Source organism: Xanthomonas hyacinthi, assembly GCF_009769165.1.
In the GTDB taxonomy this organism is placed as follows: domain Bacteria; phylum Pseudomonadota; class Gammaproteobacteria; order Xanthomonadales; family Xanthomonadaceae; genus Xanthomonas_A; species Xanthomonas_A hyacinthi.
Genome location: NZ_CP043476.1, coordinates 1,552,271 through 1,571,284, shown reverse-complemented (window position 1 = coordinate 1,571,284; position 19,014 = coordinate 1,552,271). Strand labels below are relative to the sequence as shown.

11 protein-coding genes, 1 tRNA gene and 2 rRNA genes are annotated in these 19,014 nt (G+C 65.8%); 9 read left to right on the top strand and 5 right to left on the bottom strand.

The window, feature by feature from the left end:
* Positions 1 to 49: 49 nt before the first annotated feature.
* From FZ025_RS07070 to FZ025_RS07055, 4 genes are all read left to right on the top strand, one after another.
* A tRNA-Ile gene (locus tag FZ025_RS07070) sits at positions 50 to 126 on the top strand.
* A 223-nt stretch (positions 127 to 349) separates the two neighbouring features.
* Positions 350 to 3,229: ribosomal RNA gene (locus FZ025_RS07065) — 23S ribosomal RNA — on the top strand.
* A 168-nt stretch (positions 3,230 to 3,397) separates the two neighbouring features.
* Positions 3,398 to 3,512 (top strand): 5S ribosomal RNA (gene rrf / locus FZ025_RS07060).
* A gap of 417 nt (positions 3,513 to 3,929) precedes the next feature.
* Positions 3,930 to 4,997 (top strand): NAD(P)-dependent alcohol dehydrogenase, encoded by a 1,068-nt coding sequence (locus FZ025_RS07055; RefSeq protein ID WP_046980645.1) that lies wholly within the window; start codon positions 3,930 to 3,932, stop codon positions 4,995 to 4,997.
* A gap of 394 nt (positions 4,998 to 5,391) precedes the next feature.
* Here the strand turns inward: FZ025_RS07055 and FZ025_RS07050 are convergent, their stop codons facing one another.
* Both FZ025_RS07050 and FZ025_RS07045 read right to left on the bottom strand, forming a co-directional pair.
* Positions 5,392 to 7,116, bottom strand: a complete 1,725-nt coding sequence (locus FZ025_RS07050; RefSeq protein WP_046980644.1) for a M28 family metallopeptidase — start codon at positions 7,114 to 7,116, stop codon at positions 5,392 to 5,394.
* An 82-nt stretch (positions 7,117 to 7,198) separates the two neighbouring features.
* Entirely contained in the window at positions 7,199 to 7,861 is a 663-nt protein-coding gene (locus tag FZ025_RS07045; RefSeq protein WP_046980643.1) for a DUF4097 family beta strand repeat-containing protein, read from the bottom strand.
* A 101-nt stretch (positions 7,862 to 7,962) separates the two neighbouring features.
* On the opposite strand from FZ025_RS07045, the gene FZ025_RS07040 reads away from it, so the two are divergent.
* Both FZ025_RS07040 and FZ025_RS07035 read left to right on the top strand, forming a co-directional pair.
* On the top strand, positions 7,963 to 9,276 hold the full coding sequence (locus tag FZ025_RS07040) for a murein hydrolase activator EnvC family protein (RefSeq protein ID WP_386269725.1): 1,314 nt from the start codon (positions 7,963 to 7,965) through the stop codon (positions 9,274 to 9,276).
* A gap of 106 nt (positions 9,277 to 9,382) precedes the next feature.
* Positions 9,383 to 10,885 carry a S41 family peptidase gene (locus FZ025_RS07035; RefSeq protein ID WP_046980642.1) on the top strand — a complete coding sequence of 501 codons (1,503 nt, stop codon included), beginning with the start codon at positions 9,383 to 9,385 and terminating at the stop codon, positions 10,883 to 10,885.
* 244 nt (positions 10,886 to 11,129) lie between these two features.
* Here FZ025_RS07035 and FZ025_RS07030 read toward each other — a convergent pair whose 3' ends face one another.
* The gene (locus FZ025_RS07030) at positions 11,130 to 11,450 is read right to left on the bottom strand and encodes a DUF1820 family protein (RefSeq protein ID WP_046980641.1); all 321 of its coding nucleotides are present in this window, start codon (positions 11,448 to 11,450) and stop codon (positions 11,130 to 11,132) included.
* A gap of 40 nt (positions 11,451 to 11,490) precedes the next feature.
* On the bottom strand, positions 11,491 to 12,183 hold the full coding sequence (locus tag FZ025_RS07025) for a rhomboid family intramembrane serine protease (protein WP_046980640.1): 693 nt from the start codon (positions 12,181 to 12,183) through the stop codon (positions 11,491 to 11,493).
* Between the two features lie 235 nt (positions 12,184 to 12,418).
* On the opposite strand from FZ025_RS07025, the gene FZ025_RS07020 reads away from it, so the two are divergent.
* Positions 12,419 to 13,756, top strand: coding sequence for an outer membrane protein transport protein (locus FZ025_RS07020; RefSeq protein ID WP_046980639.1), 1,338 nt, complete (start codon positions 12,419 to 12,421; stop codon positions 13,754 to 13,756).
* 321 nt (positions 13,757 to 14,077) lie between these two features.
* Here the strand turns inward: FZ025_RS07020 and putA are convergent, their stop codons facing one another.
* Positions 14,078 to 17,263, bottom strand: coding sequence for a bifunctional proline dehydrogenase/L-glutamate gamma-semialdehyde dehydrogenase PutA (gene putA / locus FZ025_RS07015; protein WP_386269953.1), 3,186 nt, complete (start codon positions 17,261 to 17,263; stop codon positions 14,078 to 14,080).
* Between the two features lie 247 nt (positions 17,264 to 17,510).
* On the opposite strand from putA, the gene FZ025_RS07010 reads away from it, so the two are divergent.
* Both FZ025_RS07010 and coxB read left to right on the top strand, forming a co-directional pair.
* Positions 17,511 to 17,987: a DUF2244 domain-containing protein gene (locus FZ025_RS07010; RefSeq protein ID WP_046980637.1), complete on the top strand. Its 477-nt coding sequence runs from the start codon at positions 17,511 to 17,513 to the stop codon at positions 17,985 to 17,987.
* 20 nt (positions 17,988 to 18,007) lie between these two features.
* A complete protein-coding gene (coxB, locus tag FZ025_RS07005) occupies positions 18,008 to 18,994 on the top strand; it encodes a cytochrome c oxidase subunit II (protein WP_104558526.1) in 987 nt (328 codons plus the stop codon).
* Positions 18,995 to 19,014 lie beyond the last annotated feature (20 nt).

Below are 19,014 nucleotides of genomic sequence, written 5' to 3'. Positions count from 1 at the left end.
GCACATCGGTGTGCGGACTGTCTAAGGGAACTGCGAGAGCCAAGACTTTGGGTCTGTAGCTCAGGTGGTTAGAGCGCACCCCTGATAAGGGTGAGGTCGGTGGTTCGAGTCCTCCCAGACCCACCACTCTGAATGTATGAAGCACACGAAGAATTTAGATGCGCCAGCAGTGAGGCTGGTGCGTGTTCTTTTAAAATTTGTGACGTAGCGAGCGTTTGAGATCAACTATCTCGACGTGTCGTTGTGGCTAAGGCGGGGACTTCGAGTCCCTAGAGTGAGTCGTTATAGTTCGCGTCCGGGCGTTGTACCCCCGGACTCAGCATGACCTCGAGGCAACTTGAGGTTATATGGTCAAGCGAATAAGCGCACACGGTGGATGCCTTGGCGGTCAGAGGCGATGAAGGACGTGGCAGCCTGCGAAAAGTGTCGGGGAGCTGGCAACAAGCTTTGATCCGGCAATATCCGAATGGGGAAACCCACTGCTTCGGCAGTATCCTGCAGTGAATACATAGCTGCTGGAAGCGAACCCGGTGAACTGAAATATCTAAGTAACCGGAGGAAAAGAAATCAACCGAGATTCCCTAAGTAGTGACGAGCGAACGGGGACTAGCCCTTAAGCTGGTATGGTTCTAGAAAAACAACCTGGAAAGGTTGGCCATAGAAGGTGATAGCCCTGTATTTAAAAGGGCCATTCCAGTGAAGACGAGTAGGGCGGGGCACGTGAAACCCTGTCTGAACATGGGGGGACCATCCTCCAAGGCTAAATACTCCTGACCGACCGATAGTGAACCAGTACCGTGAGGGAAAGGCGAAAAGAACCCCGGAGAGGGGAGTGAAATAGATCCTGAAACCGTGTGCGTACAAGCAGTAGGAGCTCGCAAGAGTGACTGCGTACCTTTTGTATAATGGGTCAGCGACTTACTGTTCGTGGCAAGCTTAACCGTATAGGGGAGGCGAAGGGAAACCGAGTCTGATAAGGGCGCATAGTCGCGGGCAGTAGACCCGAAACCGGGTGATCTAGTCATGCCCAGGGTGAAGGTCAGGTAACACTGACTGGAGGCCCGAACCCACTCCCGTTGCAAAGGTAGGGGATGAGGTGTGATTAGGAGTGAAAAGCTAATCGAACCCGGAGATAGCTGGTTCTCCTCGAAAGCTATTTAGGTAGCGCCTCGGACGAATACTGCTGGGGGTAGAGCACTGTTATGGCTAGGGGGTCATCGCGACTTACCAAACCATTGCAAACTCCGAATACCAGTACGTACTATCCGGGAGACACACGGCGGGTGCTAACGTCCGTCGTGAAAAGGGAAACAACCCAGACCCACAGCTAAGGTCCCAAATTCACTGCTAAGTGGAAAACGATGTGGAAAGGCACAGACAGCCAGGAGGTTGGCTTAGAAGCAGCCACCCTTTAAAGAAAGCGTAATAGCTCACTGGTCGAGTCGGTCTGCGCGGAAGATTTAACGGGGCTAAGCAGTGAACCGAAGCTTGGGGTGCATCGCGTTAAGCGATGCGCGGTAGAGGAGCGTTCCGTAAGCCTGCGAAGGTGGATTGAGAAGTCCGCTGGAGGTATCGGAAGTGCGAATGCTGACATGAGTAACGATAATGCGGGTGAAAAACCCGCACGCCGAAAGCCCAAGGTTTCCTTGCGCAACGTTAATCGGCGCAGGGTGAGTCGGCCCCTAAGGCGAGGGCGAAAGCCGTAGTCGATGGGAAGCAGGTTAATATTCCTGCACCTCGCGTAAGTGCGATGGAGGGACGGAGAAGGTTAGGTGTACCGGGCGTTGGTTGTCCCGGGGAAAGGCGGTAGGTTTGGATCTTTGGCAAATCCGGGATCCTTTAAGACCGAGCACCGAGACGAGTCTTTTAGACGAAGTCACTGATACCACGCTTCCAGGAAAAGCTCCTAAGCTTCAGCTTACGCAGACCGTACCGTAAACCGACACAGGTGGGTAGGATGAGAATTCTCAGGCGCTTGAGAGAACTCGGGTGAAGGAACTAGGCAACATGGCACCGTAACTTCGGGAGAAGGTGCACCCTTTTTGGTGGCTCATGCGAGCTATAGCTGAAGAGGGTCGCAGAAACCAGGCCGCTGCGACTGTTTATCAAAAACACAGCACTCTGCAAACACGAAAGTGGACGTATAGGGTGTGACGCCTGCCCGGTGCTGGAAGGTTAATTGATGGGGTCAGCCGCAAGGCGAAGCTCTTGATCGAAGCCCCAGTAAACGGCGGCCGTAACTATAACGGTCCTAAGGTAGCGAAATTCCTTGTCGGGTAAGTTCCGACCTGCACGAATGGCGTAACGACAGCGGCGCTGTCTCCACCCGAGACTCAGTGAAATTGAAATCGCTGTGAAGATGCAGCGTTCCCGTGGCAAGACGGAAAGACCCCGTGAACCTTTACTATAGCTTTACACTGAACGTTGAGTTCGTCTGTGTAGGATAGGTGGGAGGCTATGAAACCATGGCGCTAGCTGTGGTGGAGCCAACCTTGAAATACCACCCTGTCGTGCTTGACGTTCTAACCTAGGTCCGTAATCCGGATCGGGGACCGTGTATGGTGGGTAGTTTGACTGGGGCGGTCTCCTCCTAAAGAGTAACGGAGGAGCACGAAGGTACGCTCAGCGCGGTCGGACATCGCGCACTGTGTGCAAAGGCATAAGCGTGCTTGACTGCAAGATCGACGGATCAAGCAGGTACGAAAGTAGGTCTTAGTGATCCGGTGGTTCTGTATGGAAGGGCCATCGCTCAACGGATAAAAGGTACTCCGGGGATAACAGGCTGATACCGCCCAAGAGTTCATATCGACGGCGGTGTTTGGCACCTCGATGTCGGCTCATCACATCCTGGGGCTGTAGTCGGTCCCAAGGGTATGGCTGTTCGCCATTTAAAGTGGTACGCGAGCTGGGTTCAGAACGTCGTGAGACAGTTCGGTCCCTATCTGCCATGGGCGTTGGAAGTTTGAGAGGGGCTGCTCCTAGTACGAGAGGACCGGAGTGGACGAACCTCTGGTGTTCCGGTTGTCACGCCAGTGGCATTGCCGGGTAGCTATGTTCGGAAGCGATAACCGCTGAAAGCATCTAAGCGGGAAGCGCGCCTCAAGATGAGACTTCCCGGGGCACAAGCCCCCTTAAGGAACCATGGAGACTACGTGGTTGATAGGTCAGGTGTGTAAGTGCAGCAATGCATTGAGCTAACTGATACTAATGATCCGTGCGGCTTGACCATATAACCTCAAGGTGCTTCCAAGCATCCCTTAGCACGACACACGTCGATAGCTATCCAAGCGCTCGCTACGTCACACCCTATGAGAGGCTGGCGCCCAATGCCGTCCTTCCCACACCGCACACACGTGCGCTGTTCGAAGACGCATCGCGGCGACACTCCAACCGTCTCCCTGGTGAAATTAGCGCTGTGGAACCACCCGATCCCATCCCGAACTCGGAAGTGAAACGCAGCTGCGCCGATGGTAGTGTGGCTCAAGCCATGCGAGAGTAGGTCATCGCCAGGGGCTTTACCCCAAATCCCCGTCCACCAGGACGGGGATTTTTTATTGCGCGCTGCCAAAAGCAAAAGCGCGCGCACCTCCGTCTTCTGTGCGCTCACCACGCGCGCAGCGACCCGCGCTCCTCCACGCCCAAGTGGCCTGCGGCCGGCAGCGATGCATCTCCGTCTTGCTCCGGTGAACCGGAACCGCCCCGGCTCCACGGAATCCGGCGCGGTTCACCTGCGTCCTGCGATGACGCTTCCCGGTGCGTTTGCCCTGCGCCTGCATGGCTCGCTCCGTTCCACCGACGATGCGCGCTTTTAATGCCTGTCGGCTTAGACTTTTTGTCCGCTATGCCAGCTTTGACGTGCGCTGCCGGCTCCGACGGCATCGAGGCCGCGCATGCCGCAGTCCCTTCCCCCGTCACCAGAGAACCCTCCCATGAGTCAAGCCAATGGATACGCCGCACTGGCGTCGGATCAACCGCTGACCCCCTATGCGTTCGAGCGCCGCGCGAATGGACCGCACGACGTCAGCATCGAGATCCTCTATTGCGGCGTCTGCCATTCCGACCTGCATACGGCGCGCAACGAATGGCACAACACCCAGTATCCGTCCGTACCCGGACATGAAATCGTCGGGCGCGTGACTGCGGTCGGCGACCAGGTCGAGGCCTTCAAGGTCGGCGACCTGGCTGGCGTCGGTTGCATGGTCGACAGCTGCCGGCATTGCGCCTCCTGCGCCGATGGCGAAGAGCAGTACTGCGAAAACGGTTTTGTCGGTACCTACAACGGTCCCATGTTCGGCGGCGAGAACACCTATGGCGGCTACTCCGACCATATCGTGGTCGACCAGAAGTACGTGCTGCGTATCGGTCACGCCGAAAAGGACCTCGCGGCGGTGGCGCCCCTGCTGTGCGCCGGCATCACCACCTATTCGCCGCTGAGCCATTGGAAGGTGGGGCCGGGCAAGAAGGTCGGCATCGTCGGCCTGGGCGGCCTGGGCCACATGGGCGTGAAGATCGCGCACGCGATGGGCGCGCATGTGGTGCTGTTCACCACCTCGGCGGGCAAGAAGGACGATGCCTTGCGTCTGGGCGCCGACGAAGTGGTGGTGTCCAAGCTGCCGCAGCAGATGGCGGCGCATGCCAACAGCTTCGACTTCATCCTCAACACTGTCGCCGCCGCGCACGACCTGGACGCGTTCCTGGCCCTGCTCAAGCGCGATGGCACGATGACGCTGATCGGTGTACCGGCCGAACCGCATCCGTCGCCGACCGTGTTCAACCTGATCATGAAGCGCCGGCAGCTGGCCGGTTCGCTGATCGGCGGCATCCGCGAGACCCAGGAGATGCTCGACTTCTGCGCGAAGCACGGCATCGTGTCGGACATCGAGACGATCGGGATGGCGCAGATCAACCAGGCCTACGAGCGCATGCTCAAGGGCGATGTGAAGTACCGCTTCGTCATCGACATGGCCAGCCTGGAGAAGGCCAAGCAGGCCGCTTGATGCAGTGGCATGGCCGGCCGCGCAACGATGCGGCCGGCCATGCGCTCTCGCTGCGCAATGTTCGACCAGACGCCTGGGCGCGCGAGTGCCCAGGCGTTTTTTTGTGCGGGTCATGCGCCATGACCTTGCGTTGGATCGGTTTGCGTCTCGGTGGTGACAGGCAACGAAACTTGTCGCGGTGGCTCTGGGTGAATTCAGGACCATCCGTTACAACACGCCATATCAGGACGCCCGTCGCGGCTGATCCCGAAAAGGGGACGAGAGCCGCTCCTACAGGTAGGCGCTCTGGCTTCAAGCTTCAGCGGTGATGGTCGATGCCGTGCAGAACAGTTCGAAACGACAACGGCGCCGCAGCGCCGTTGTCGCGACCGTCGCGAAGCGACGCGTCAGCCGATCATTTGCCCGGCGCGGCCGTTGCCGGCTTGGCGTCGCCCATCATGCTGTCGCGGGCCGCCCTGAACGGATTGTCCTGATACCAGTTCGGCCACGTGTCGCCTGCCGCCAGTTCCTTGCCGACGCCGTAGATGGCCTGCAGGTCGTCCATCACGCCATCGAGCTTCCAGGTGGCCGGATCGTACTGGTCGGCGGGCGTGTGGTAGCGGTGCTTGCCGTAGTCCTCGAAGGCGCGCTTGCCGGCATCGAGGCCGCCATCGATCAGGTCTTCGCCGCCATCGATGTACAGCGCCGGCACGCCGGCCTTGGCGAAGTTGAAGTGATCGGAGCGGAAGTAGAAGCCGCTCTGCGGCGACGACTCGGCATGCAGCACGCGGCCCTGCGCGGCGGCGATCGGCTTGAGCAGGTCTTCCAGTTCGGAACTGCCGAAACCGTTGACCACCAGATCCTTGGCGCGGCCGGCGACCGGCATGGCGTCGAGGTTGATGACGCCGGCGATCTTGTTCAACGGGAAGGTCGGGTGGGCGACGTAGTACTTGGAACCGAGCAGGCCCGACTCTTCCAGCGTCACCGCCAGGAACACCACCGAGCGCTCCGGCCTGGGCTGCTGGTGCACGAACGCGTCGGCGACCTCGAGGATGCCGGCGACGCCGGTTGCGTTGTCGACCGCGCCGTTGTAGATGTTGTCGCCGGCTTCGCCCGCGTGCTTGCCCAGGTGATCCCAGTGCGCCATGTACAGCACCGCTTCGTCGGCGCGGCTGCCGCCGGGCAGCACGCCGACCACGTTGCGCGATTTCTTCTCGGAGATCGTGCTCTTCAGGTCCACCGACAGCGTGGCCTTCAGCGGCACCGGCTTGAAGCCGCGCTTGCTGGCGTCCTTGTAGGCCTGGTCCAGATCCAGCCCGGCGTCGGCGAACAGCTGCTTGGCGGTCTGCGCGGTGATCCAGCCCTGCGCGGGGATGCGCGGTTCCGGATCGTCCTTGGCCGGCAGGTCGTATTGCGCGCCGGACCAGGAGTTCTTGACCACGTCCCAGCCGTAGCTGGCGCCGGGGGTGTCGTGCACGATCAGCGCGGCGACCGCGCCCTTGCGCGCGGCTTCCTCGAACTTGTAGGTCCAGCGCCCGTAGTAGGTCATGCGCTTGCCTTCGAACAACGCGCCGTCCTCGGTGTGGAAGCCCGGGTCGTTGACGAACATCACCACCGTCTTGCCCTTCCAGTCCTGGTCTGCGTAGTCGTTCCACTTCTGCTCCGGCGCGTCCACGCCATAGCCGACGAACACCATGTCGCTGGCGTCGATCTTGACCTCGGTCTGGCCGGTGCGGGTGCCGATCACCATGTCGGTGCCGAACTTCAGTTCGCGCGGCGTGCCGTTCTGTTCCAGCTTCAGCGTGGTGTTCGGATCGGCCGTGGTCTCGGTCATCGCCACGTCCTGGAACCAGCTGTCGCCGTTGCCCGGCTGCAGGCCGATGCGCTGCATCTGGTCGCGGATGTAGGCGACGGTTTTCTCCTCGCCCGCGGTGCCGGGGCCGCGGCCTTCGAACGCGTCCGAGGACAGGGTCTTGACCAACTCGCCGAAGTCGGCCGGCGTGATCTCGGGAGAGAAGGCGTGGGCCGCAGCAGTCACCGGAGCGGGTGGCGCGGCATCGGCGTCCGGCGCCGGCGCCTCGCGCTTGCACGCGGTCAGCGCGGCCGCGGCGGCCAGGCACAGCACAAGCTTGCGGGACATGGGGGCTCCGGGGGGTCTGAGGAATCCCGATTCTATAGGCAAGTCCCGCGCACGCGTTGCCGGCGGCGTCGGCAATGCCTGATCAGTTGTCCGGCGCGGTGTCGCCGTCGAACGGCTGCGCGGTGGCGCCGCTGATCGGACCGGTCTTGGCGCTGCGGTGCACGTACAGGGTCACCTCGCGCTCGAAATGCAGCGGTCCGTCGATCACCGCGCGCGGGCCGATGATGATGCGCGGCTTGCGCGCCGGCTTGAACGACATGCTGAAGCTCGGCTTCTTGATCTCGATCCCGCCGCCGAGGTGCGAGTCGTGGCCGACGGTGATGTCGCCGTTGACCGTCTCGATGCCGCCCTGCAACTGCGTGACGACCAGGCCGATGCCGCCGTTGACGCTCTCCACGCTGCCGCCGATGCGGCTGCCGCGGTCGACGAAGATGCCGCCGTTGACCGTCTCGATGGAATCGGAGATCTGCACCTGCTGGCCCACGCGGATGCCGCCGTTGACCGTGGACAGGCCTTTGGCCTGCGCGTTGTCGGCGATCTTGAGACCGCCGTTGACGGTTTCCACATCGCCGACGCGGGCGCCGGATTCGACGCTGATCCCGCCGTTCACCGTTTCCAGATCGCCGTACTGCTTGCCGGCCTCGGCGGTGATGCTGCCGTTGACCTTGCTGATGCCTTCCGCCGCCAGGGCGGGACCGGTGAGCAGGGCCAGCGCCAACAGGACCGATACATGCGTACGCTTCATCACCCACCTCCACAGGGCCGGCCAGTCGCGGCACCACTTGTGCGGCGATCACAACACGCTTCGCTACAATCCGCACCTGCCTGAAGTCATTGGACCCGCCCTTGCCCGCAACCGTTTCCGCTCCGTTGCGCCCCGCCTCGCCCAGCGCGGTGCGGCGGCGCCTGCCCGCCTGCCGGTGCGCGGCGACGCGGCTGCTGGCGGCGACGGCATTGCTGCTGATCGCGGCGCTGGCGCTGGCGCAGAACCCGCGCGAGGCCGAGCGCCGCCTGGAGAAGGTGCGCGGCGAACTGAAGAGCGTGGCCGAGGAGCGGCGCCAGCTGGAAGGCAAGCGCGGCGACGCCGCGCGGCAGTTGCGCGATGCCGACGAGAAGGTGGCCACGACCGGGCGCAGCCTGGCGCAGACCCAGCAGGCGCTGCGCCAGCATCAGCAGACCCTGGCCGAACTGGAGCGCAAGCGCGACGCGTTGCGCAGCGGCCTGGTGCGACAGCGCGCCGAACTGGCGCAGCTGCTGCGCGCGGCGTATGCGGTCGGCAGCAACGCGCCGCTGAAGCTGCTGCTGGCGCAGGATCGGGTGGCCGATGCCAACCGGCTGCTGGCCTATCACCGCTATCTGCAGCGCGAACGCGCGCAGCGCATCGCCAGGCTGACCCAAGAGCTGCAGGCGCTGCAGCAGGTGCAGCGCGAGGTGGCGGCAAAGCAGCAGCAGCTGAGCGCAGCGCAGCGCCAGCAGCAGGAACAGGCGGCGGCCTTGCAGCGCGACCGCAAGCAGCGCGCCAGCCTGGTGTCCGAACTGGACGAGCGCTACCAGGACCGCAGCGAGCGCGAGAAGGCACTGGGTCAGGACGCCAAGGCGCTGGAAACGCTGCTGGCCAATCTGCGCGCGGCGGCGGCGCGGGCCGAGGCCGAGCGCCGCGCGGCGGCCAAACGCGCCGCCGCCGAACAGGCCGCGCAGGCCAGGGCTGCGGCGAAGAATCCTGCGCGCGGCGGCAGCAAGGTGCCGCCGAAGGTGGTGGCGTCGGCACCGGCGCTGAAGGTTGGCGGCCTGGGCTGGCCGCTGTCCGGCGACCTGATCGCGCGCTATGGCGGCAGGCTGCCCGACGGGCGCACCAGCAGCGGCGTGCTGATCGCCGCGCCGGCCGGCAGCACGATCACCGCCGTGGCCGACGGCACGGTGGTGTTCTCCGACTGGATGACCGGTTACGGCATGATCCTGATCGTGGACCACGGCAACGGCTACATGAGCCTGTATGCCCACAACGACACGCTGTTGCGCGATCCCGGCGCGCGGGTCAAGCGCGGCGATGCGGTGGCCAAGGTCGGCAATTCCGGCGGCCAGGGGCGCCCGGCGCTGTATTTCGAGTTGCGCCGCAACGGCCAGCCGGTGGATCCGTCGTCGTGGCTGCAGCGCCGCTGAGCGCCGCCGCGGCGGCGCATTCAACGCGAATTTAGCCTGCTTTCGCGCATAATCCGGTCAGTTGCGCCGTGCACGGCGCAGACCATCCCCCCAATCGGAGTGCTTCATGCGCGTAGTTCTGTCCGCTGCCCTGTTGCTTGCTCTGGCGCCGCTGCCGTCGATGGCGCAGAGCGCCGGCGAACAGGCGCCCACGGCCCCGGCGGCCAGTGCCGACGATCCGGACGCCACCGAATCGGCCACCTCGCGCGTGCCGCTGGACGAGATCCGCCGCTACGTGGCGGTGTACAACGCGGTCAAGGAAGCCTACGTCGATCCGGTCGACGACAAGAAACTGATGCAGTCGGCGATCCGCGGCCTGCTGCTCGACCTGGATCCGCACAGCACCTATTTCAGCAAGGAAGACGCCGAGGCCTTCGACGAACAGGCCACCGGCGCCTACGACGGCATCGGCGTGGAGCTGCTGCAGCTGCCGGACAACACGCTCAAGGTGGTCTCGCCGATCGACGACACCCCGGCCGCGCGCGCCGGTGTGCGCGCGGGCGACATCATCGTCGCCATCGACGGCAAGCCGATCAGCGCGGTCAAGGCGATGGAGCCGTTGCGCGGCGCGTCGGGCAGCAAGGTGGTGCTGACCATCGTGCGCGAGAAAGTGGACAAGCCGTTCGACGTGACCCTGACCCGGCAGACCATCCGCGTGGCCAGCGTGCGCAGCCGCATGCTCGAGCCGGGCTACGGCTACATCCGCATCAGCACCTTCCAGGCCGATACCGGCGCGGATTTCCACAAGCAGCTGCAGCAGCTGCAGGCCCAGTCCGGCGGCAAGCTGCGCGGCCTGGTGCTGGACCTGCGCAGCAATCCCGGCGGCCTGTTGACCGCGGCGGTGCAGGTGGCCGACGACCTGCTCGACAAGGGCACCATCGTGACCACGCGCGGGCGCATCTCGGTCAGCGATTCCAAGTTCGACGCCACCCCCGGCGATCTGCTCAACGGCGCGCCGATGGTGGCGCTGGTCGATGCCGGGTCGGCCAGCGCCTCGGAGGTGCTGGCCGGCGCACTGCGCGACAACAAGCGCGCGCGCATCGTCGGCAGCCGCACCTTCGGCAAGGGCTCGGTGCAGACCGTGCTGCCGCTGGACAACGGCGACTCGGTCAAGCTGACCACGGCGCGCTACTTCACGCCCAGCGGCAAGTCGATCCAGGCCAGCGGCATCGTGCCGGACGTGGTGCTGCGCCCCGATGAGAGCAAGGAGGACGCGGACACGCCGGCGGTGCTGGCCGACTACAGCGAAGCCACGCTGCCCGGCCACCTGCATGGCGACGACGAAGGCGCCGAGGGCTATAGCGCCGGCGACGTGCTGCCCGGCGATGCGCCGATCGCGCAGGCGCTGGCCGAACTGAAGCAGCCCGGCGCGGTGGCCAGGGCCGCGGCCGCCAAACAGGCCAGGGCCAAGCCGAAAGCCACCGCGCCGAGCGTCGCCAAGCCGGCGCCGCTCGCGCCCAAGAGCGTGGCGCCGAAGAGCGACGCACCGAAGGCCGAGCCGCCCAAGCCCGACGTGCCCAGGCCCGACGCACCCAAGATCGATACGACGGCGCCGCCTTCGGGCGACTGAGGCCGTGGTCGCCGCGCGCCGCGCCGGCCTGTGGCGCGCTGCGGTGGAGGTGCCGGGGTACGACGCGCCGTGCACAGCCCTGCACATCAGCAACTCAGCGCATTTCGATCCGCATGGTGCCTCTTGTGGGAGCGACTTCAGCCGCGACGAAGGGTCCTGTCGGTAAAGCCCGTCGCGACTCCCACAAGGTGTAGAGAACCGATGGGAAACGTACCGCTTGTCCGCGATCGGGAACCGCCTCGGCTCAGCGCGGTTTGCCCGGCATCGGGAACGGGGTGATCACCTTTTCGCCGGTGGCCGCGTCGCGGATCGCGGACTGGCCTTTCTTCTCCACTTCCTCGATGCGCACGATGCTCTGCATCGGCAGATGCAGCATCTTGGTGTCGCCGAATTCCTCGCGCAGGCGTTCTTCGGTGGGATCGACGACCAGGCCGTCGTGCAGGTCGAACAGCAGTGCGCCGATTTCGCTGAAGCCCCACAGGTGACTGCTGCCCACGTGTTGCGCGTACAGCTCGTACACCTTGCCGTGGTTGAGGAATGTCACTTTGTACAAGGGCTTGGCCATGCGCGAAGTATAGAGCGCGGCAGCGCCGCGGCGTGCCGGCTCAGAAGCCCTTGCGCTTGCGCAGGCGCCGCGCGATCGCCGCGCGCACGTACAGCCCGTAGGCCATGCCGAGGGTGAAGCCGGTCAGGTGCGCGGACCAGGCGACCATGCCGAAGGCCGGGCCGATATAGGCGAACACCACCTGCAGCGCCGCCCAGGTGCCGATCAGCAGCGAGGCCGGCGCGCGCACGAATTCCAGGAACAGTCCCAGCGGCAGCACCACGCCGAGCTTGGCGCGCGGGAACAGCGCCAGATAAGTGCCGATCAGCGCCGAGACCGCGCCGCTGGCGCCGATGATGACCCGATCCGGGGTGCCGATCGCGAACACCGCCGCCAGGTTGGAGAGGGCGCCGCCACCGAGGAACAACAGCAGGAAGCGCCACGGCCCGAGCACGCGCTCGGCGGGCAGGCCGAAGATCAGCAGGAACACCAGGTTGCCGAGCAGGTGCGACCAGTCCGCATGCAGGAACAGCGCGGTGAACAGGCGCAGCACGCTGCCGTCCTGCACCGTCGCCAGCCAGTCGCGCGGGCTGGCGACGCCGGCCGAGAGCGCGCCCCAATCCAGCCACAGCGTGGCGCGCGCTTGGTCGGGACGGCTGATCGACCACAGGAACGCCAGCCACATGGCCGCGAACAGCAACGGCGTGGCCCAGCGCAGCGTGGTCCGGTCGCGGGAGGGGATGGAGACGAACATGCCAGTAGCGGGGAACGCGGTCTGTAACGATACCGGCTTCATTCGGCTGAACGCATGCCCACTTCGCATGAAGCTGAACGGGCGATATTGTTATTAGGTTGGGTTAACACAGGTGGTTATACTGCATACGGCGTCGTATGTCGGGAGGGGACTCCGGCGCGCATTCCTGGCTCGTTCAGCGGGATGCGCAGACGCGGACACAGACATTTTCGTCTTCCGGAGAGAGTAACAAGCCATGCAAAACGCAACCCAGTTCGTCCGTTTCACCGCCCTGGCCGTCGGTATTGTCGGCGCCCTGACCATCGGTCAGGCGCATGGCGCCGCGTTTCAGCTGAAGGAAAACAGCGCCAAGGGCCTGGGCCGTGCCTTCGCCGGCTCCGGCAGCGCCGCCGGCGACGCCGCGATCATCGTCAACAACCCGGCCGGCATGCGTCAGCTCGACGGCAAGCTGTTCCAGGCCGACGTCAGCGCGATCCAGTTCTCGGCCAAGTACAAGGGCGATGGCAGCTACGCCACCGGCTCGGCGATCTCCGGCGGCGACGGCGGCGATGCCGGCACGATCGCGCCGGTCCCGGCGGTCTACTTCCACCTGCCGTTCGGCGAGAACAACAACATGCACTTCGGCACCTCGCTGACCGTGCCGTACGGCTTCAAGACCGAATACGACCGCGACTGGGTCGGCCGCTACAATGGCGTCAAGACCGAACTGCAGGCGATCGACCTCAACCTGGCCTTCTCCTACGACGTGAATCCGTACGTGTCGTTCGGCGCATCGGTGTTCGCCGAGCGCCTGGACATCGACCTGTCCAACGCGATCGATCTCGGCAGTGTCCTGGCCGCGCGCCGGGTGCCGGGCTTCGCGCCGGGCAGTGCCGACGGCTTCTCGCGCATCAAGGGCAACAGCACCGATGTCGGCTACACCCTCGGCGGCCTGTTCAGCATCGACGAGAACACCCACATCGGCTTCAGCTACCGGTCGAAGGTCGAGCACAAGATCACCGACGGCGATGCCGACTTCACCACCCCGGCCAACGCCGCCACCGTGCTGGCCGTGGCCGCGTCGGGCACCTTCGTCGACACCAAGGGCCGCGCCACGGTGACCCTGCCGGCCAGCGCGACCGCCAGCTTCACCCACAACATCAACGAGCAGTGGACGGTGATGGCCGACGTCACCCGCACCGCCTGGAGCAAGTTCGACCAGGTGACGGTGGACTTCGCGAACAACCAGCCCGACAGCGTGCTCAACTTCGCCTACAACGACACCACCTTCGTCTCGATCGGTGCCGACTACCGCATGAGCGACACGCTGACCCTGCGTGGCGGCCTGGCCTACGACGAAACCCCGACCAGCAACGAACACCGCGACGTGCGCGTGCCCGACGCGAGCCGCAAGTGGGTCTCGCTGGGTCTGAGCTGGCGTCCGTCCGAGCAGGCCGAGTACAGCTTCGGCTATACCCACCTGTTCACCAGCGATCCGAGCATCAACTCGACCACCGCCACCGGCAACACCCTGATCGGCAGCTACGACGTGAGCGGCAACGTGCTGGCGGCTTCGGTCAACTACACGTTCTGATCCGGCCGGTACTGCAGCGACATCGCCGCGGCGCAGGCCGCGGCGAACAAAAAGCCCCGCTTCGGCGGGGCTTTTTTTGTGCAACCAGGGATCCCGCAGCGCGTGCGGCTTCTAGCTCGAGAGCCTGTTCGGGCACCTTGCGACACAACATTGTGCCAGCGGCCGATGCATCTGCATGGCTGATGGGCGCATGAGGATACGGCGACGGAGCTGTCGATCCGTCGCCAAGCACGCTGAGCTGTCGCGGCTGAAGCCGCTCTACAGAAATGTCGGAGGGAACCTCGCGGCCGGTCAGTCGCCCAGGGTCGGCAACGAAGCATTTCAGTCGCCCAGGGTCAGCAGCGAGGCATTGCCGCCGGCCGCGGTGGTGTTGACCGTGACCACCTTCTCGGTGGCGAAGCGCAGCAGGTAGTGCGGGCCGCCGGCCTTGGGGCCGGTGCCGGACAGGCCCTGGCCGCCGAACGGCTGCACCCCGACCACCGCGCCGATCTGGTTGCGGTTGACGTAGACGTTGCCGACCCGCACGCGCGCGGCGATGCGCTCGATGGTCTCGTCGATGCGCGAGTGCACGCCCAGGGTCAGGCCGTAGCCGGTGGCGTTGATCTGCTCGATCACCGCGTCGAGCTGATCGGCCTTCCAGCGGATCACGTGCAGCACCGGCCCGAAGATCTCGCGCTGCAGCTGCGCCAGCGACTGCAGTTCGTAGGCGCGCGGGGCGAAGAAGCTGCCGTGCGCGGTGCCGTCGTCGGTCGCCGCCACCGCGATCAGGCGCGCTTCGCGGTCCATGCGCGCGGCGTGGTCGCTGAGGATCTGCAATGCGTCGGCGTCGATCACCGGGCCGACGTCGGTGGACAGCAGGCCGGGATCGCCGATCTTCAGTTCGGCCATCGCGCCGGCGAGCATGGTCATCACCTTGTCGGCGATGTCGTCCTGCACGAACAGCACGCGCGCGGCCGAGCAGCGCTGGCCGGCGGAGATGAAGGCGCTGGCGATCGCGTCCTTGACCACCGCCTCGGGCAGCGACGAGGAGTCGGCGATGAATGCGTTCTGGCCGCCGGTCTCGGCGATCAGCACGCCGATCGCGGCGTCGCGCGCGGCCAGCGCGCGGTTGATCGCGCGCGCGGTCTCGGTCGAGCCGGTGAAGGCGACGCCGGCCACGCGCGGGTCGCGAGTCAGCGCGGCGCCGACGGTGGCGCCGTCGCCGGGCAGGAACTGCACCGCCGCTTCCGGCACGCCGGCCTCGTGCAGCAGCTTCACCGCGGCATGGCCGACCAGGTTGGTCTGCTCGGCCGGCTTGGCGATGACGCTGTTGCCGGCGGCCAGCGCCGCGGCGACCTGGCCGAGGAAGATCGCCAGCGGGAAGTTCCACGGGCTGATGCACACGAACACGCCGCGGCCGTGCAGCTGCAGTTCGTTGGATTCGCCGGTCGGCCCGGGCAGGCGCTCGGGCGCGCCGAACTGGGCGCGCGCCTGCCCGGCGTAATAGCGCAGGAAATCCACCGCCTCGCGCACTTCGGCGACGCCGTCGGGCAGGGTCTTGCCGGCTTCCTTGACGCACAGCGCGATGAACTCGGGCATGCGCGCTTCCAGCAGGTCGGCGGCGTGCTCGAGGATGGTGGCGCGGCTGGCGGCCGGGGTGCGGTTCCAGCCCGGCTGCGCGGCCACCGCATTGGCCAGCGCCTTCTCCACGGTGGCGGCGTCGGCCGGCTGCCAGCGGCCAACGGTCTGGCGGCGGTCGGCTGGATTGAGCACCGGCAGCGCTTCGCTGGCGATCACCGCGCCCGGCACCAGCGGCGCGGCCTGCCAGGGCTTGATCGCGGCGTTGAGCTGGTCGGCCAGCGCGCGCAGGTCGTTGTCGTTGGCGAGGTTGGCGCCCATGGAATTCTTCCTGTTGTGGTTCTGGCTGCGCAGCAGGTCGGCCGGCAGCGGAATCTTCGGATGCGGGATGGAGGCGAACGCGGACACCGCTTCGACCGGGTCGCGGATCAGCTCCTCGATGGCCACGTCCTCGTCGGTGATGCGGTTGACGAAGCTGGAGTTGGCGCCATTCTCGAGCAGGCGCCGCACCAAGTACGGCAGCAGGTCCTCGTGCGAGCCGACCGGCGCGTACACGCGGCACGGCACGCCCAGGCGCTCGGCGGGGATCACCTCGGCGTACAGGTCGTCGCCCATGCCGTGCAGTTTCTGGTGTTCGTAATCCTTGCTGCCGGCGATGGCGCGCACCGCGGCGATGGTCTGCGCGTTGTGGGTGGCGAACATCGGGTACAGCGCGTCGCTGTGCGCGAACATGCGCCTGGCGCAGGCCAGGTAGGACACGTCGGTGTTCTGCTTGCGGGTGAACACCGGGTAGCCCGGATGGCCCTCGACCTGCGCGCGCTTGATCTCCGCGTCCCAGTACGCGCCCTTGACCAGGCGCACCGGGATGCGGCGGCCGACGCGGCGCGCCAGCTCGGCGAGGAAGTCGATCGTGTACGGGGTGCGCTTCTGGTACGCCTGCACCGCCAGGCCATAGCCTTCCCAGCCCTGCAGCGACGGATCGGAGAAGGTGGCCTCGATGATGTCCAGCGACAGCTCCAGACGGTCGGCTTCCTCGGCGTCCACGGTGTAGCCGATGCCGTAGGACCTGGCCAGCTGCGCCAGCTCCAGCACGCCCGGCACCAGCTCGGCCATCACCCGCGCGCGCTTGGCGTGCTCGTAGCGCGGGTACAGCGCGGACAGCTTGATCGAGATGCTGGGCGCGGCGAACACGTCGCCGCCCTGGTACGAGCCGTTGGGGCCGCTGCGCCCGATCGCGTGGATCGCCTGGCGGTAGGCGTCGAGGTAGCGGTGCGCGTCCTTCATGGTCAGCGCGCCTTCGCCGAGCATGTCGAACGAGTAGCGGTAGTGCGCGTTGTCGCCCTTCTTCGAGCGCGACAGCGCCTCGCCGATGCTGCGGCCCATCACGAACTGGTGGCCCATGATCTTCATCGCCTGGCGCACCGCCAGGCGGATCACCGGCTCGCCGACGCGGCCGATCAGGCGCTTGAACGCGCCGGCCACGTCGGCGCGGGTCAGGTCGTTGATCTGCACCAGCTTGCCGGTGAGCATCAGGCCCCAGGTGGAGGCGTTGACCAGCACCGAGTCGCTCTCGCCCATGTGCTTGTTCCAGTCCCCATCGCCGAGCTTGTCGCGGATCAGCTTGTCGGCGGTCTCCTGGTCGGGGATGCGCAGCAGCGCCTCGGCCACGCACATCAGCAGCACGCCTTCCTCGCTGCCCAGGTCGTACTGGCGCATGAAGGCCTCGATCGCGCCCTGGTTCTGGGCGCGGGCGCGCACGCGAGTGACCAGGTCGGCGGCCAGCGCCTGCACCCTGGCCTGGTCGGCGGCGGGCAGGCGCGCCTGCTCGAGCAGTTCGCGCACGTGCTCGGCCTCGTCCTTCAGCCACGCGGCGGTGATCGCGGCGCGCAGGGCCTGGCCGGCGGGGGGCAGTTCGGGGGCAAGCAACGGCGCGGGAGACGCGGACGGCATCGCCGGTGCGGAACCGGCGCCAGACAGAGCGTTCATGCAGGAAGAACCAGGGAAGATGCGCGCATTTTATGCCAGCGCCCGCTTGCGCACGCCGTGCCGCGATGCCTGAACCTGCGCGGCGAGAAATCCGGTTGCAATGCAGCATTTTTTATGATGAACCCGCGCTTGCCGGCACGCAGGCCCGGGGCTACCATCGAATCGTTGTTCGCGGCTGGCACAGCGCGGCGGCTCGGAAGCGCGGTTCGACATGATCGAAATGTGTCCGTTTTCTGCGGAAGAAGCGGGGACGCAGCTGCGGCTGCGGCCGCCACGGGCGCTCAGTGCCCGGCAATTCGTGATGTTGTTCGCGGCGCTGGCCGGGGCGATGTGGGTGGTGGCGGTGTTGGGGTGGTTCGCCGGCAACGTGTTCGCGCCGGCGTTCGCCTTGTTGCACAGCATCGTGGTGGCGCTCGCGCTGCGCTGGTCATGGCGCAGCGGCGAGCGCGAAGAGGACATCCGGGTGGGTCCGGGCTGCGTGGAAGTGACCCGCACGAATGCAGGAACGCCGGCGTTCCGCGCCCACCCGCATTGGGTGCGGTTGCGGATCGAAGGCGACGACAGGGTGGTGCTGGCGTGCAGCGGCAAGCAGGTCCGGGTCGGCGAGTTCCTCGGCCCGGGCGAGCGCCGCGAACTGGCGCAGACCCTGGAAGGCTTGCTGGCGGCCGCGACCGGCCGCAACCGATGACGCTCCAAGGGGTCTAGGCAATGAAGCGAAGCGGTAGATGGAAGCAACAGGCGGTCAGGGGCGCACTGGCATTGGCGGCGGCGCTGGCCGCACCGCTGGCGTGGGCACAATCGGCCGATCCGAAACCCTGGCAATTGAACATGGGCCGCGGCGTCACCCAGAGCGCGCGCAACGCCTACGATTCGAACATGCTGTCGCTGTGGATCTGCGCGGTGATCGGCGTGCTGGTGTTCGGCGCGATGGGCTATGCGATGTTCAAGTTCCGCAAGTCCAAGGGCGCGGTCGCGGCGCAGTTCAGCCACAACACCAGGGCCGAGGTGATCTGGACGGTGATCCCGGTGCTGATCCTGATCGCGATGGCGTGGCCGGCCACCGCCAAGCTGATCGCCATGTACGACACCCGCGGCGCCGAGCTGACGGTCAAGGTCACCGGCTACCAGTGGATGTGGCGCTACGAATACCTGGGCGAGAACGTCTCCTTCACCAGCCGCCTGGCGCGCGACTCGGACCGCATGCGCCAGAGCGGCAAGGTGCCGACCCTGCAGAGCAATCCGCATTACCTGCTCGATGTGGACAACCGGCTGGTGCTGCCGGTGAACACCAAGGTGCGTTTCGTGATCACCGCCGACGACGTGATCCACGCTTGGTGGGTGCCGGCGCTGGGCTGGAAGCAGGACGCCATCCCCGGGATCATCAACGAAGCCTGGACCGACATCGACACGCCCGGCGTGTACCGCGGCCAGTGCGCCGAACTGTGCGGCAAGGACCACGGCTTCATGCCGATCGTGGTCGAGGCGGTGTCCAAGCAGGACTTCCAGAAGTGGCTGGCGTCGCGCAAGCCGGCACCGGCCGCGCCGGCCGCCGCACCTGCCGAAGCACCCGCCGCGCCGGCGGCTGCGGATGCGCCCGCGCCCGAGGCCACCGCGCCGGCCGCGCCGGCCGCGCCGCCGCAGGCCATGCTGCCCCGCCTTCGTTCCGGCTCGCACCTGACCGTGCAAGCCGCCTGATCTCCTGCATTCCTTTTTGA

Excerpts from the sequence above, each read along its gene's own strand:
- FZ025_RS07055 (WP_046980645.1), top strand. The coding sequence starts at position 3,930 with ATGAGTCAAGCCAATGGATACGCCGCACTGGCGTCGGATCAACCGCTG.
- FZ025_RS07050 (WP_046980644.1), bottom strand. The coding sequence starts at position 7,116 with ATGTCCCGCAAGCTTGTGCTGTGCCTGGCCGCCGCGGCCGCGCTGACC.
- FZ025_RS07045 (WP_046980643.1), bottom strand. The coding sequence starts at position 7,861 with ATGAAGCGTACGCATGTATCGGTCCTGTTGGCGCTGGCCCTGCTCACC.
- FZ025_RS07035 (WP_046980642.1), top strand. The coding sequence starts at position 9,383 with ATGCGCGTAGTTCTGTCCGCTGCCCTGTTGCTTGCTCTGGCGCCGCTG.
- FZ025_RS07030 (WP_046980641.1), bottom strand. The coding sequence starts at position 11,450 with ATGGCCAAGCCCTTGTACAAAGTGACATTCCTCAACCACGGCAAGGTG.
- FZ025_RS07025 (WP_046980640.1), bottom strand. The coding sequence starts at position 12,183 with ATGTTCGTCTCCATCCCCTCCCGCGACCGGACCACGCTGCGCTGGGCC.
- FZ025_RS07020 (WP_046980639.1), top strand. The coding sequence starts at position 12,419 with ATGCAAAACGCAACCCAGTTCGTCCGTTTCACCGCCCTGGCCGTCGGT.
- putA (WP_386269953.1), bottom strand. The coding sequence starts at position 17,263 with ATGCCGTCCGCGTCTCCCGCGCCGTTGCTTGCCCCCGAACTGCCCCCC.
- FZ025_RS07010 (WP_046980637.1), top strand. The coding sequence starts at position 17,511 with ATGATCGAAATGTGTCCGTTTTCTGCGGAAGAAGCGGGGACGCAGCTG.
- coxB (WP_104558526.1), top strand. The coding sequence starts at position 18,008 with ATGAAGCGAAGCGGTAGATGGAAGCAACAGGCGGTCAGGGGCGCACTG.